At 63.0% G+C, this 14,110-nt stretch carries 11 protein-coding genes; 9 read left to right on the forward strand and 2 right to left on the reverse strand.

Annotation, left to right across the window (positions count from 1 at the left end; translation table 11 throughout):
- Window positions 1-2,745: DUF3971 domain-containing protein (locus ACOZKU_RS08795; RefSeq protein ID WP_421578556.1), on the forward strand; the 2,745-nt coding region annotated here is incomplete at its 5' end.
- Between the two features lie 47 nt (window positions 2,746-2,792).
- Here ACOZKU_RS08795 and tyrS read toward each other — a convergent pair.
- Complete coding sequence (tyrS, locus tag ACOZKU_RS08800) at window positions 2,793-4,046, reverse strand: tyrosine--tRNA ligase (protein ID WP_421578557.1); 1,254 nt, start codon at window positions 4,044-4,046, stop codon at window positions 2,793-2,795.
- A 90-nt stretch (window positions 4,047-4,136) separates the two neighbouring features.
- Here tyrS and ACOZKU_RS08805 point away from each other — a divergent pair, with 90 nt between their 5' ends.
- Together ACOZKU_RS08805 and ACOZKU_RS08810 are read left to right on the forward strand one after the other, a co-directional pair.
- Window positions 4,137-5,273, forward strand: a complete 1,137-nt coding sequence (locus ACOZKU_RS08805; protein WP_421578558.1) for an anhydro-N-acetylmuramic acid kinase — start codon at window positions 4,137-4,139, stop codon at window positions 5,271-5,273.
- Between the two features lie 91 nt (window positions 5,274-5,364).
- Window positions 5,365-6,543 carry a diguanylate cyclase domain-containing protein gene (locus ACOZKU_RS08810; protein WP_421578559.1) on the forward strand — a complete coding sequence of 393 codons (1,179 nt, stop codon included), beginning with the start codon at window positions 5,365-5,367 and terminating at the stop codon, window positions 6,541-6,543.
- A gap of 60 nt (window positions 6,544-6,603) precedes the next feature.
- On the opposite strand, the gene ACOZKU_RS08815 is transcribed toward ACOZKU_RS08810, so the two are convergent.
- Entirely contained in the window at window positions 6,604-7,281 is a 678-nt protein-coding gene (locus tag ACOZKU_RS08815; protein ID WP_117366175.1) for an alpha/beta hydrolase, read from the reverse strand.
- Between the two features lie 214 nt (window positions 7,282-7,495).
- On the opposite strand from ACOZKU_RS08815, the gene ACOZKU_RS08820 reads away from it, so the two are divergent.
- The 6 genes from ACOZKU_RS08820 to ACOZKU_RS08845 all read left to right on the forward strand — a co-directional run bounded on the left by ACOZKU_RS08820 (window position 7,496) and on the right by ACOZKU_RS08845 (window position 14,048).
- Window positions 7,496-8,653: a cysteine desulfurase family protein gene (locus ACOZKU_RS08820; RefSeq protein ID WP_421578560.1), complete on the forward strand. Its 1,158-nt coding sequence runs from the start codon at window positions 7,496-7,498 to the stop codon at window positions 8,651-8,653.
- Window positions 8,654-8,791: 138 nt separating this feature from the next.
- A complete protein-coding gene (gene sufB / locus ACOZKU_RS08825; RefSeq protein WP_421578561.1) occupies window positions 8,792-10,261 on the forward strand; it encodes a Fe-S cluster assembly protein SufB in 1,470 nt (489 codons plus the stop codon).
- 74 nt (window positions 10,262-10,335) lie between these two features.
- Complete coding sequence (gene sufC, locus ACOZKU_RS08830; RefSeq protein ID WP_421578562.1) at window positions 10,336-11,094, forward strand: Fe-S cluster assembly ATPase SufC; 759 nt, start codon at window positions 10,336-10,338, stop codon at window positions 11,092-11,094.
- A gap of 22 nt (window positions 11,095-11,116) precedes the next feature.
- A complete protein-coding gene (sufD, locus tag ACOZKU_RS08835) occupies window positions 11,117-12,391 on the forward strand; it encodes a Fe-S cluster assembly protein SufD (protein WP_421578563.1) in 1,275 nt (424 codons plus the stop codon).
- A gap of 25 nt (window positions 12,392-12,416) precedes the next feature.
- A complete protein-coding gene (locus ACOZKU_RS08840) occupies window positions 12,417-13,655 on the forward strand; it encodes a cysteine desulfurase (RefSeq protein WP_421578564.1) in 1,239 nt (412 codons plus the stop codon).
- A gap of 12 nt (window positions 13,656-13,667) precedes the next feature.
- Window positions 13,668-14,048: an SUF system Fe-S cluster assembly protein gene (locus tag ACOZKU_RS08845; RefSeq protein ID WP_421578565.1), complete on the forward strand. Its 381-nt coding sequence runs from the start codon at window positions 13,668-13,670 to the stop codon at window positions 14,046-14,048.
- Window positions 14,049-14,110 lie beyond the last annotated feature (62 nt).

Here is a 14,110-nt window from a genome sequence, read left to right on the forward strand (position 1 = left end):
GGCCCGGATGGCAAGCCGGTCACGCTCGACGTCGCGAACCTGCAATTCACCCGCGAGGGCGGCCGGAGCATGTCGATCGACGGGCACTTCACCATCAATGGCGAGCAGGGCGAGATCGACCTCACCACGTCGGACGCGGCCGGCGCTGTCCGCACGATCAACGGTGCGATCCGCAATGTCGATCTCGGCGACTTCATGCTGAGCTATGACCCGCAGGGTGCGGTGCACGCCGGTGTCGATACGGCCGCAGATGTCTCCATCAGCGCCTCGCGCGAGGTGCAGGGGGCAAAACCGGCTCTCAGCCTCGATGTCAAGCTTTCCGCCGGTTCCGTCTATGGCGATGGCGTTGCTGCCGAGTTGCGCCCGTCCTCCGTGAAGGTCAGCTATAATTTCGACAAGGGCTCGATCGAGCTTGCCTCGACGGATGCCGGAGTCGGCCAGTCGCTGTTTCCATTCACCGGGGGGCTGATCGATCTGGACCGCGTTTCCGACAGGACCGAGAAGGGCTTTGCCATCGATCTCGTCTTCAGCAACGCGATCACCCGACCGACTGATACCGCCGAGGCGCCGATCCGTTTCGACGCGAAGGTGAACGGCTATTATCTCGCCAAAGCGAAAAGCCTGCGCTTCGAGGAAATGGCGGTGGCGAGCGACAAGGGCAGCATCGCCGGGTCGCTTGCCCTGCAATTCGGCGACAAGGAGCCTGAGGTCAGCTTCGTGATGATCGCCAGCGAGCTGCAATCGGCCGCCGTCAAGCAGTTCTGGCCGTTCTGGATGGCCAAGACGGCGCGCAGCTGGGTGGCAAAGAACATTTTCGGCGGCACCGTCACCAATGGCCGCATCGAATTTTATCTCGCAGCCGGTCGCAAACGCGAGCCGGGCGTGCCGATGCATCTTACCGAAGACGAGCTGAAGATTGACTTCGACATCAAGGGTGCGCGTATGAATACCGCCGGCGATATCCCGCCGCTGCGCGATACATCCGGTACCTTCCGTCTGCGCGGGCCGCGCACCGAGATCGGCATTGCCGGCGGCACGGCCTATTTCCCGTCTGGCCGCTCCGTGGCGCTGACCGGCGGTACGTTCGTGCTGCCCGACAACTATACCAAGCCGCTGATGGCCGACATGGACATCGATGTCGCCGGCAATGCCGATGCCATCGCCGAGCTTGTGACCTACCGGCCGATCCGCGCGCTTCCGGCGACCGGCTTTGCGCCGCAGGATTTCAGCGGCCAGGTCAAGGCCAAGGTCAAGGCGCATTTCGGCGTGATTTCCGCCCATAAGCCGCCGCCGCCGCAATGGACCGCAGCGCTCGACCTCGACGATGTCGATGTGCGCAAACCGATTGCCGGCCGCAATGTGACAGCCCTGCACGGCGTGCTCACCATCGATCCGCAGCAGGCGAACCTCAAGGCGAAGGCCGATATCGACGGCGTGACTCTTGATCTGGCGCTGGTCGAACCCGTCAACAAGGCTGCCGGCATCACGCGCCAGACGGTGCTTTCGGGAACGCTGAGCAACAAGGACAGACGCAAGCTGCTGCCGGGTCTCGACGATATCGTCGAAGGCGAGGTTTCCATCCGGATGGAACAGGACGGCGACGGCCCCCGCACGGTGGAAGCCGACCTTGGAGCCGCCGCAGTCTCCGTGCCCTGGCTCGGCTGGACGAAGGGGGCGGGTATCGGCGGCAAGGTGACGCTGACGGCGGACACCAAGGACGGCACGACGCGCGTTTCGGATTTCCGCTTCGCCGGTGACGGTTTCAAAGTGGCGGGTGATCTTGTCTTCAGCGGTTCGACGCTCGATTCGGCCAGTTTCTCCACTGTGCAGCTATCGGCGGACGACCGGTTCCGGCTGGTGGTGGATCGCAACAAGGCGGGTTATGCGGTCGCCGTGAACGGTGATTCTGCGGATATCCGGGCCGTACTGGGGCGTCTCAAAAGTGCGAGCGGCAGCAGTGACGGCAAAACCAAGCAAGGGATGAGCATCAAGGCCAAGCTGGCACGGGCCGTCGGTTTCAACGGCGAAAGCCTCAACAACGTCAGCCTCAGCTATGCGACGACAGGCAGCCGGATTTCTGCCGTCGATCTTTCGGCCGTGACGGAAAGTGGCGCTCCCGTCGTCGGGCAGATGGTGCAGAGCGGTGGCTCGGATGCCATCCAGCTGACGAGCGGCGATGCCGGCTCTGTCGCGCGTTTTGCCGATATCTACCGCAACATGCGCGGCGGGCTCCTCAATGTGCGCCTGCGCGAAACCAACGGCGGCTGGCGCGGCTCCGTCGATATCCGCAATTTCGCACTGGTGAACGAAGAGCGATTGCACTCGCTGGTCTCCACGCCGACCGGCGGCGACGGGCGAAGCCTCAATGATGCGGTGCGCAAGCAGATCGACGTCAGCGCGGTCAAGTTCTCGCGCGGTTTTGCCCAGGTGCGCGTCGGCGGCGGCACGCTGGCGCTGGAAAACGGCGTGGTCCGCGGCGAAACGGTTGGCGCGACCTTCCAGGGCGTGGTGCGCGACGCGAACGGCCAGACCGAGATGACCGGCACCTTCATGCCCGCCTATGGCCTGAACCGGCTGTTTGCCGAATTGCCGCTGATCGGCATCATTCTCGGCAACGGCAACGACCGGGGCCTGATCGGCATCACCTTCAAACTGTCCGGTCCCTTCGACAAGCCGCAGCTCAACATCAACCCGCTGTCGATCATCGCACCGGGCGTCTTCCGCAATATCTTCGAATTCCAATGAAAAAGGCCGCCCTATGGCGGCCTTGATCGAAAGCCTTTTCGCGCGGCTCAGGCCGGGCGCACGAGGATGTGCTTCTTCTTGCCCAGCGACAGCTTGATGACGCCATCGGCCGAAACGTCGGGCGTGCCGATCACGCGGCGCTCGTCGGAAATCGCGGTGTCGTTGATGCGCACGGCACCGCCCTGCACATGGCGGCGGGCTTCGCCGTTAGAGGCGGCAAGGCCGGCCTTGACGATCAGCGAGAGCAGGCCGATGCCAGCCTCGAGTTCGCCTGTGGCGACATCGACCGAAGGCAGGTTTTCGGCAATCGCACCTTCCTCGAACGTCTTGCGCGCGGTCTCGGCGGCCTGTTCGGCGTTCTCACGGCCGTGCAGCATGGCCGTCACCTCCGTCGCGAGGATCTTCTTCACCTCGTTGATCTCCGAACCGCCAAGGGCGGAGAGGCGTGTGATCTCGTCCATCGGCAGCGTCGTGTAGAGCTTCAGGAAGCGCGAGACGTCGGCGTCTTCCGTGTTTCGCCAGTACTGCCAGAAATCATAGGCCGAGAGCATGTCCGGGTTGAGCCAGACGGCGCCGTTGACGGACTTGCCCATCTTGGCGCCCGAGGAGGTGGTCAAAAGCGGCGAGGTCAGCGCGTAGAGCTGCGGCGTGCCCATGCGGTGGCCGAGGTCGATGCCGTTGATGATGTTGCCCCATTGGTCGGAGCCGCCCATCTGCAGGCGCACGTCGTAGCGCTTATTCAGCTCGACGAAGTCGTAGGCCTGCAGGATCATGTAGTTGAATTCGAGGAAGGAAAGCGACTGCTCGCGGTCGAGGCGCGTCTTGACGCTGTCGAAGGACAGCATGCGGTTGACCGAGAAATGGCGGCCGACGTCGCGCAGGAATTCCAGGTAGTTGATGCCGAGCAGCCAGTCGGCATTGTTGATCATCAACGCGTCCTTCGGGCCGTCGCCATAGGTCAGGTAGTTGGCGAAGACCTTCTTGATGCTGGCGATGTTGTCGTTGATCGTCTGCGGCGTCATCAGCTGGCGCGCATCGTCCTTGAACGAGGGGTCACCCACCATGCCCGTGCCGCCGCCCATCAGCGAGATAGGGCGATGGCCGGTCTTCTGGAACCAGTGCAGCAGCATGATCTGGATGAGCCCGCCGGCATGGAGACTGGGCGCCGTCGGATCGAAGCCGATATAGGCCGTCACGGTTTCCTTGGCCAGGAGGTCGTCGAGGCCGGTTTCATCGGAGATCTGGTGGATGAAGCCGCGCTCTTTCAGCGTGCGAAGGAAATCGGATTTGAATTCGGACATGGCCTGTCTCTCTGGTGGGATTGTTTCGGGCGGGCATTTATCACCTTTAATGGGCATTATCACTTCAAAAGTGAGTCTGGAGCGAATGGTATGACGGGAATGCGAACGGCGATCGGCCTGATGAGCGGCACGAGCCTCGACGGTATCGATGTCGCGCTGCTGCGCACGGATGGCGAGAGCGTCGTAGAGCGCGGCCCCTCGCTCGGGCGCTCTTATGACGCTCCCTTCCGCCGCCGGCTGCAAGTCGCGCTCGAAACCGCCAAGGCGATCAAGAATCGCACGGAACGGCCCGGTGACCTCGGCGAAATCGAACGGGAACTGACCCTGCGCCACGCCGAGGCGGTGCGCGCCTTGCTGGCCGAAAACGACCTGAAGGCCGCCGATATCGACGTTATCGGCTTTCACGGCCAGACGGTGTTGCACCGGCCGAATGATGCCCTGACGGTGCAACTGGGCGATGGCGGCCTGCTGGCCGACGAGACCGGCATCGACGTGGTCTATGACATGCGCGCCAACGACATGGCGCAGGGCGGGCAGGGCGCGCCGCTCATCCCCGCCTATCACGCCGCGCTCGCCGCCGGCCTTTCCCAGGCGAGCGGCAAAGCCGTGGTCTTCGTCAATATCGGCGGCATTTCCAATCTGACCTTCATCGGCCAAGGCGGTGAAACCATTGTTGCCTTCGACAGCGGGCCGGGCAACGCGCTGATCGACCAATGGGTCGAGGCCCATGCCGGCATCCCCTATGATCAGGGCGGCATGATCGCCTCGGAAGGGCAGGTCGATGCCGGTCTCGCGGAACGCTACCTGAGCCACGCCTTCTTCACCGATCCGGTGCGCCGCTCGCTCGACCGTAACGATTTTTGCCCGCCGGGAGGACGCGACGCGAGTCTGGAGGATGGCGCCCGCACACTGGCACATGTCACGGCCGCCGCCATCCTGCGCTCTGCCCGCCATCTGCCGGAAAGGCCGAAGCTCTATGTCGTCTCCGGTGGAGGGCGGCTCAACCGGGTCATCATGGACGACCTCGCATCGCTTGCGCAGGTCGAAGGCGCGGAGGTCGTTGCGACCGAGGCCGTCGGCCTCAATGGGGACAGCATGGAGGCGGAGGCCTGGGCCTATCTGGCGGTGCGCTCGCTGCGCGGCCTGCCGCTCACCTTTCCGGGCACGACAGGCGTCAAAGTGCCCGTTACAGGCGGCCTTCTGCGCAAAACAGCCGCTGCCGGTTAACGCATTCTTTGCCCGCATTCTCTAGCATCGGCCACGATCGACCCGAGGCGCAGCCGCACGGACCGGTTTTGTGTCTTACATAGGGTGGCCAATGAGTGGCGCAGGCTTCCTGCTGGCGGTGAATTTTCTGATCGCGCAGTGTTTCTTCATGTTCTTCCTGGCGGTTTCCACCCGGAGCCGCAATCGCGTTGCCGCCCGCTGGTTCGCCGCCAGTTTCGCGGTCGCTTCGCTATCCGCGATCTTCGAATTCCTCATCGCTTATGCCTCGCCGGTGAGGCTCTGGGCACTCCTCGCCTTTGCCTCGATGCTTGCCGGCATGTTCATGCTGCGCGTCGGTATCGGCCATCTCTACAGCCTGAAGACCAACCGCACGGCTCTCGCCGGCGTCTATCTCTGCTTCGTGGCGCTTGGCGCTTTCATCTATGATTTGCCGCGCGGCACGCTGCAACATGCACTGCCCTATCAGACACCCTTCGCGTTGGCGCTCGGCATGAGCGCCTGGGCCATCTGGCGGGCGCCGGTGAAATCCTTCGTGGACCGGGCGCTTGTCGTGTTGCTGGTCGCCACCAGCCTGCACTTCATCCTGAAAGGCTTTGCGGCCGTGGTTGCCGGTGCGGGCACGACGGCGAAGGACTATCTTGGCAGCCCGTTCGCACTCGTCTCCCAGAGCATGGGCGCCGTGCTCATCGTGGCCGTCGGGTTGATGCTGCTGTGTGTGCTGGTCTTGGAAATCGTCGTCGACGAGAAGGTCAACGCCGAGATCGATCCGCTTTCCGGCCTGCTCAACCGTCGCGGTTTCGACAATCGCGTCGATGCGCTGATGGCCCAATCGGGGCAGCACAGCATCGTGGTCTGCGACCTGGATCGCTTCAAATCGGTCAACGATACCTACGGCCACCAGGGCGGCGACTCGGTGATTCGCGCCTTTGGCGAAATGCTGAAGGTCGCCGCGCCCAAAGGCGCGCTCGTCGCCCGCATCGGCGGCGAAGAATTCGTGCTCTTCCTGCCGCGCACCGGCAGGGAGGCGGCTTTGTTGTTTGCCCATGCGCTGCGGGCGACGCGCGCCGTCTCGCCGGTGCCCGGTCTGCCGCCGGCCGCTCGCGTCACCGCAAGCTTCGGTGTTGCCGCAATCGGCCAGAACGAGCCGCTGCGTTTTGCCATGCGCCGCGCAGATGATGCGCTTTATGCCGCCAAGAATGCCGGGCGCGACTGCGTGCGCGAGGCCGAACCGCCGGCCGTCGTGCTGGAAGCCTTCAAGCAGGCGAACTGATCGCAAAGAAAAAGCCCGATGGCGGAACCATCGGGCTTGGTGTTTCAGGCTATCGGCCGGTCAGCGGATGCGCTTGGCGGCCGGTTCCGGCGTCAGTTCGCCGGCAAGGCGGCGGTCGAGATAGTCCTCGCATTCGGCCATCAGCGTTTCCGTCTGGCCGTTGAAGAAGTGGTTGGCGCCCGGCACGGTCTTGTGCGTGATCAGGATGCCCTTCTGCGTCTTCAGCTTTTCGACGAGGCCGTTGACGTCCTTCTCCGGGGCCACCTTGTCCGAGTCCCCGTTGATGATGAGGCCGGAGGACGGGCAGGGGGCGAGGAACGAGAAGTCGTAGATGTTCGGCTGCGGTGCGATCGACATGAAGCCTTCGATCTCCGGGCGGCGCATCAGAAGCTGCATGCCGATCCAGGCGCCGAAGGAGTAGCCGGCGACCCAGCAGCTCTTGGAATCGGGGTGCAGGCTCTGCACCCAGTCGAGCGCGGAGGCGGCATCCGACAGTTCGCCCGCGCCATGGTCGAACTCGCCCTGGCTGCGGCCGATACCGCGGAAATTGAAGCGCAGCGTCGTGAAACCGCGCTTCTGGAACATGTAGAAGAGCTGGTAGACGATCTGGTTGTTCATCGTGCCGCCGAACTGCGGGTGCGGGTGCAGCACGATGGCGATCGGGGCGTTCTTCTGCTTGGACGGCTGGTAACGGCCTTCAAGGCGACCGGCGGGTCCGTTGAAGATGATTTCGGGCATTCTTACTCCGGCAAGCTCGGGTCCGAAAACGGATTCTTGTCAACTGAAGTCTTGACGAAAGCAGTCAGCTTTTCTAGAACCTAGTTTAGAACCATTCGAAACTGTATCGGCGCCCGGTTGGCGCCATGCGATTGGTGTCATAAGGCAAGCTCGACGGAAATTTCAAGGAAAATGCACGCCGCATGGAACTTGATTGCGCGGGTACGGATGAAGAATGACCAAAACGGAGCGGACATATCTTGACTGGAACGCCACGGCACCCCTGTTGCCGGCGGCACGAGAAGCCGTTCTCTCCGCGCTCGATATGGTCGGTAACCCGTCCTCTGTCCATGGCGAGGGCCGGGCGCTGCGCATGCTGGTCGAGGCCGCGCGCCGGGATGTCGCCGCACTCGTCAATGCCGCGCCGGCCCATGTCATTTTCACCAGCGGCGCGACGGAAGCGGCGAACCTTGCTCTGACGCCGAATTACCGCATGGGACGCACGCCGCTTGCCATCGGCCATCTCTATGTTTCCGAGATCGAGCATCCCGCGATCCGCGAGGGCGGCCGGTTTGCGCGCGAAAATGTCACGGCCATTCCGGTGACCCGCGTCGGTCTCGTCGATCTCGATGCGTTGGAAACCCTTTTGAAAGCCCATGACAAGGCCAGCGGCCTGCCGATGGTCGCCGTCATGCTCGCCAACAACGAGACGGGCATCGTCCAGCCGGTGAAAGCCGTCGCCGAGATCGTTCGCCGCCATGGTGGCCTTCTCATTGTCGACGCGGTGCAAGCCGTGGGCCGCATGGCCGTCGATATCGAAGCACTCGATGCGGATTTCCTGATCCTCTCGTCGCACAAGCTCGGTGGCCCGAAGGGCGCCGGCGCGCTCGTCTCGCGCGGCGAGGTCTTGATGCCGGCCGCGCTGATCCGGGGTGGCGGGCAAGAAAAGGGCCATCGCTCCGGCACGGAGAACCCGGCTGCTCTTGCCGGCTTTGCCGCTGCCGCCCGTAGCGCTGCCGCCGATCTTGCCGAACGCAATGCCCGGATCGCCGGCCTGCGCGATGGTCTCGAAACCGGCATGCGGCTGGCGACCAATGACGTGATCATTCACGGCGCGGATGTCGAGCGTGTCGCCAATACCTGCTTTTTCAGCCTGCCGGGCCTGAAGTCCGAAACAGGCCAGATTGCTTTCGATCTCGAAGGGATCGCGCTGTCGGCCGGCTCGGCCTGCTCGTCCGGCAAGGTCGGCCAGAGCCATGTGCTCACCGCGATGGGGTTCGACGCAGCGCTCGGCGGGCTTCGCGTCTCGCTCGGGCCGGGCTCGACGGAGGCGGATGTGGATCGGTTTCTGGCCGCCTTCGCGCGCGTTGTGTCGCGCCGGCGCGCGGCCTGAGGCAAATCTGGCGAAAACGCAAGTTTTCGCTTGCCAAAAGGTGGGAAAAGTCCCCTTTGGCGCTTACATAACCGGCGGGAGGCCCGCCACACGTTGACAAACTGCCGGACCTTGGATCCGGCAAGATTGGAGAACGATATGCCTGCGGTGCAGGAAACGATCGATCAGGTCCGTCAGATCGACGTCGACCAGTACAAATACGGTTTCGAGACGAACATTGAAATGGAGAAGGCCCCGAAGGGCCTTTCCGAGGAGATCATCCGTTTCATCTCGGCGAAGAAAAGCGAACCCGAATGGATGCTCGAGTGGCGCCTTGAGGCTTACCGCCGTTGGCTGACGCTCGAGGAGCCGACCTGGGCGCGCGTCGATTATCCGAAGATCGACTTCAACGACCTCTACTACTACGCCGCGCCGAAGAACCAGAGCGGCCCGAAGTCGATCGACGAGGTCGATCCCGAACTTCTGAAGATGTACGAAAAGCTCGGCATTCCCTTGCGCGAACAGGAAATCCTGGCCGGCGTGCAGACCTCCAAGATCGCCGTCGATGCCGTCTTCGATTCGGTTTCCGTCGTCACGACCTTCAAGGAAGAGCTGAAGAAGGCCGGCGTGATCTTCATGTCGATCTCGGAAGCCATCCGCGAATATCCCGATCTCGTGAAGAAGTATCTCGGCACCGTCGTTCCGACGACCGACAACTACTATGCCACGCTGAATTCCGCTGTCTTCACCGACGGGTCCTTCGTCTTCGTGCCGAAGGGCGTTCGCTGCCCGATGGAACTGTCGACCTACTTCCGTATCAACGAGAAGAACACCGGTCAGTTCGAGCGCACGCTGATCATCGCCGAAGACGGCGCGTATGTGTCCTATCTCGAAGGCTGCACCGCGCCGCAGCGCGACGAAAACCAGCTGCACGCTGCGGTCGTCGAACTGGTCGCGCTCGATGAAGCCGAAATCAAGTATTCCACCGTCCAGAACTGGTATCCGGGCGACAAGGACGGCAAGGGCGGCATCTACAACTTCGTCACCAAGCGCGGCGATTGCCGGGGCAAGAACTCCAAGATTTCGTGGACGCAGGTCGAGACCGGCTCGGCGATCACCTGGAAGTACCCGTCCTGCATCCTGCGCGGCGATGGTTCGCGTGGCGAGTTCTACTCGATCGCCGTGTCGAACGGCCATCAGCAGATCGACAGCGGCACGAAGATGATCCATCTCGGCAAGAACACGTCGAGCCGCATCGTCTCCAAGGGTATTTCCGCCGGCTTCTCCAACAACACCTATCGCGGCCAGGTTTCGGCCCACCGCAAGGCGGAGAACGCACGCAACTTCACCCAGTGCGACTCGCTCCTGATCGGCGACAAGTGCGGCGCGCATACCGTGCCCTATATCGAGGCGAAGAACGCCACGGCCCATTTCGAGCACGAGGCGACCACCTCGAAGATCTCGGAAGACCAGCTGTTCTACTGCCTGCAGCGCGGCATCCCGACGGAAGCGGCCATCGCGCTCATCGTCAACGGCTTCGTCAAGGAAGTCATCCAGGAGCTGCCGATGGAATTCGCCGTCGAGGCGCAGAAGCTGATCGGCATCTCGCTGGAAGGTTCGGTCGGCTGAGCTCCGCCTATTGAAATTTCAGGCGCGCGAGAATCCGCGCGCCACTCACGAATTCGTCCGAAAAGGATAAGAACATGCTGGAAATCAAGAATCTGCACGCTCGCATCGCCGAAGACGGCACCGAGATCATCCGTGGCCTGAACCTCACCGTGAAGGCCGGCGAAGTCGCCGCCATCATGGGCCCGAACGGCTCCGGCAAGTCGACGCTCTCCTACATCCTGTCGGGCCGCGAGGACTATGAAGTCACCGAAGGCGATATCCTTTACAACGGTGAGAGCATCCTGGAACTCGACCCGGCGGAACGCGCCGCCAAGGGCATCTTCCTGGCCTTCCAATATCCGGTCGAAATTCCGGGCGTCGCCACCATGCAGTTCCTCAAGGTTGCGATGAACGAACAGCGAAAGGCGCGCGGCGAAGCCGAACTCACGACGCCGGACTTCATGCGCCGTGTCAAGGACGCCGCCGCCGAGCTGAAGATCGCGCCGGAAATGCTGCGCCGCCCGCTCAATGTCGGCTTCTCCGGCGGTGAGAAGAAGCGCGCCGAAATCCTGCAGATGTCGCTGCTCGAGCCGAAGCTCTGCGTCCTCGACGAAACCGACTCGGGCCTCGACATCGACGCGCTGAAGATCGTCGCCGACGGCGTCAACGCGCTGCGCTCGCCCGATCGCGCCGTCATCGTCATCACCCACTACCAGCGCCTGCTCGACTATATCGTGCCGGACACGGTCCATGTCCTCTACAAGGGCCAGGTCATCAAGTCCGGCGACAAGACGCTGGCGCATGAGCTGGAAGCCAATGGCTACGCCGACATCATCGGTGCCGCTGCTGCCTGAAGCATCGTGAAGGAGTAATCTCATGAACATGCAGACAGGCATGAAGCTCTCGGTCGCCGAGACCGCGCTTTGCGAAGCCTATGACCACGCCATCGGAGAACTGCCGGGCGATGGTTCGGTGCTTGCCACGCGCGACACGCTGATCAGCGATTTCAAGGACGCCGGCCTGCCGACGCGCCGTGTCGAGGCTTGGCACTATACCGACCTCAAGGCGCTGCTGCGCGCCGTGCCGGCCTTCGATCCGGCGGCGTCGGCCGCCAGGACCAGCCCGCTGGTCGAGGGATCGACGGTTCTGTCGGTCGTCAACGGCCTTGCCGATGCCCGCGCGACGGCAGACGGCGTGACGGTCCGCGCCTTCAAGGATGCGCTGGCCGACGGCACCGCCGCCGAGGGCCTCGCCGCGCGCGATGGTGATGATGCGATCGGCCGCATCAACGGCTCGTTCGTGCGCGATGGTTTCGTGCTCGACGTGGCTGCCGGCACGGAGCTGGACGCGCCGCTCGAAATCCAGACGGTGCAGAATGCCGGCCAGACGCATACGCGTTTCCCGGTCACCTTCGGCGCCGGCGCCAAGGGCACGGTCATCGAGCGTCACGTTGCCGTCGGTGAAAATGCCGCTCTCGTCACCTCGATCAGCGATATCGCGCTCGGCGAAGGCGCCAACATCACCTGGATCATCCTGCAGACGCAGGGTGCTGCCGATACGCATCTCGGCCAGATCCGCATCACGCTCGGGGCGGATGCGCAGCTGCGCCTCTATGTGATCAATGCCGGCGGCAAGCTCGTGCGGCAGGAAATCCATGTCGTCGTCGCAGGCGAGGGCGCGGACCTGAAGCTGCGCGGCATCAACCTCCTCGGTGGCGAGACGCACAATGATGTGACCTTCACGGTCGGTCACGACGTGCCGAACACGACGTCGACGGAAGTCATCCGCAACGTGATCTTCGATCGCGCACGCGGCGTCTTCCAGGGCCAGATCCGGGTCGCCCCGGATGCCCAGAAGACCGACGCCAAGATGTCGTGCAACACGCTGCTTCTGTCCGACGAAGCCGACTTCTCCGCCAAGCCGGAGCTGGAAATCTTCGCCGACGACGTGCAGTGCGGCCACGGTGCGACCGTGATCGATATCGATCATGTCCAGCTCTTCTACCTGATGGCGCGCGGCATCCCTGAAAACAAGGCGCGCGCCATGCTGGTCAACGCCTTCGTCGCCGAGATCGTCGAGGAACTGGAAGACGAGCCGTTGGTCGAGGCGTTGGAAGGCGTCATCGCCGCCTGGCTGGAAAAGCACGCCTGACGCGCACGCAACAAGGACGGACGAGATGGAACACGCACCCGCAAAGGCCTATGACGTCGAGGCGATCCGCAAGGATTTCCCGATCCTGTCGAAGACGGTCTATGGCAAGCCGCTGGTCTATCTCGACAACGGCGCCTCGGCGCAGAAGCCTCAAGTCGTGATCGACGCGATTTCGCACGCTTATTCGAACGAATATGCAAACGTCCATCGCGGCTTGCACTTCCTGTCGAATGCTGCGACCGACGCCTATGAGGCGGCGCGCGAAAAGGTGCGCCGTTTCCTGAATGCCTCCTCGGTCGACGAGATCATCTTCACGAAGTCCTCCACTGAGGCGATCAACACGGTCGCTTATGGCTACGGCATGCCGAAGATCGGCGAGGGCGACGAGATCGTCCTGTCGATCATGGAGCACCACTCCAACATCGTGCCGTGGCATTTCATCCGCGAGCGGCAGGGCGCCAAGCTCGTCTGGGCGCCGGTGGACGAGACGGGCGCGTTCCACATCGAAGAATTCGAGAAGTGCCTCACCGAGCGCACCAAGCTCATCGCCATCACGCATATGTCGAATGCGCTCGGCACCATCGTGCCGGTCAAGGAAGTGTGCCGCATCGCGCGCGAGCGCGGCATTCCGGTTCTGGTCGACGGTTCGCAGGGCGCCGTGCATATGCCGGTCGACGTGCGCGACATCGATTGCGACTGGTACGTGATGACCGGCCACAAGCTCTATGGCCCCTCGGGCATCGGCGTGCTCTACGGCAAGATGGATCGTTTGAAGGAGATGCGTCCCTTCCAGGGCGGCGGCGAGATGATCGTCGAGGTCACGGAAGACGTTGTGACCTACAACGACCCGCCGCACCGTTTCGAGGCCGGCACGCCGCCCATCGTGCAGGCGATCGGCCTTGGCCATGCACTCGACTACATGGAAAAGATCGGCCGCGCGGCGATCTCCGCCCATGAAGCCGATCTGCGCGACTACGCCCATGAGCGGCTGTCCTCGATCAATTCGCTGAAGATTTTTGGCACGGCGCCGGGCAAGGGCTCGATCTTCTCCTTCGAGCTGGAAGGCATCCATGCCCATGACGTGTCGATGGTCATCGATCGGGCAGGGGTTGCGGTGCGCGCCGGCACCCATTGTGCCCAGCCGCTCTTGAAACGCTTCGGCGTCACCTCCACATGCCGGGCATCGTTCGGCCTGTACAATACGCGCGCCGAAGTCGATGCTCTGGCCGATGCGCTCGACCACGCCCGCAAATTTTTTGCCTGAGGAGTTGGACCCATGTCCCTCGACGCAACCGAAGAGAAGGTGGATGTCCGCGACGGCATCGTGCATTCGGCGATCCCGGCCGATGAACTGGCACGCCTCAGCGACGATATCATTTCCGCGCTGAAGACGGTCTATGACCCGGAAATCCCGGCCGACATCTTCGAGCTCGGCCTGATCTACAAGATCGACATCGAAGACGACCGCATGGTCAAGATCGACATGACGCTGACCGCGCCCGGTTGCCCCGTCGCCGGAGAAATGCCGGGCTGGGTGGAAAACGCCGTCAGCGCCGTCGAGGGCGTCTCGGGCGTCGAAGTCAAGATGACCTTCGATCCGCCATGGACGCCGGACCGCATGTCGGAAGAGGCGCAGGTCGCCGTCGGTTGGTACTAGCTTGATCCCGAAAAGTTGAAGACTTTTCGGATAAGATCATGCGGTAGCAGAGTATTGATCCC

The organism is Shinella sp. M31 (assembly GCF_049199205.1).
Classification (GTDB): Bacteria; Pseudomonadota; Alphaproteobacteria; order Rhizobiales; family Rhizobiaceae; genus Shinella.

Coding starts and splice junctions, on each gene's coding strand:
- tyrS (WP_421578557.1), bottom strand. CDS start 4,046: ATGTCCGAATTCAAATCCGATTTCCTTCGCACGCTGAAAGAGCGCGGC.
- ACOZKU_RS08805 (WP_421578558.1), top strand. CDS start 4,137: ATGACGGGAATGCGAACGGCGATCGGCCTGATGAGCGGCACGAGCCTC.
- ACOZKU_RS08810 (WP_421578559.1), top strand. CDS start 5,365: ATGAGTGGCGCAGGCTTCCTGCTGGCGGTGAATTTTCTGATCGCGCAG.
- ACOZKU_RS08815 (WP_117366175.1), bottom strand. CDS start 7,281: ATGCCCGAAATCATCTTCAACGGACCCGCCGGTCGCCTTGAAGGCCGT.
- ACOZKU_RS08820 (WP_421578560.1), top strand. CDS start 7,496: ATGACCAAAACGGAGCGGACATATCTTGACTGGAACGCCACGGCACCC.
- sufB (WP_421578561.1), top strand. CDS start 8,792: ATGCCTGCGGTGCAGGAAACGATCGATCAGGTCCGTCAGATCGACGTC.
- sufC (WP_421578562.1), top strand. CDS start 10,336: ATGCTGGAAATCAAGAATCTGCACGCTCGCATCGCCGAAGACGGCACC.
- sufD (WP_421578563.1), top strand. CDS start 11,117: ATGAACATGCAGACAGGCATGAAGCTCTCGGTCGCCGAGACCGCGCTT.
- ACOZKU_RS08840 (WP_421578564.1), top strand. CDS start 12,417: ATGGAACACGCACCCGCAAAGGCCTATGACGTCGAGGCGATCCGCAAG.
- ACOZKU_RS08845 (WP_421578565.1), top strand. CDS start 13,668: ATGTCCCTCGACGCAACCGAAGAGAAGGTGGATGTCCGCGACGGCATC.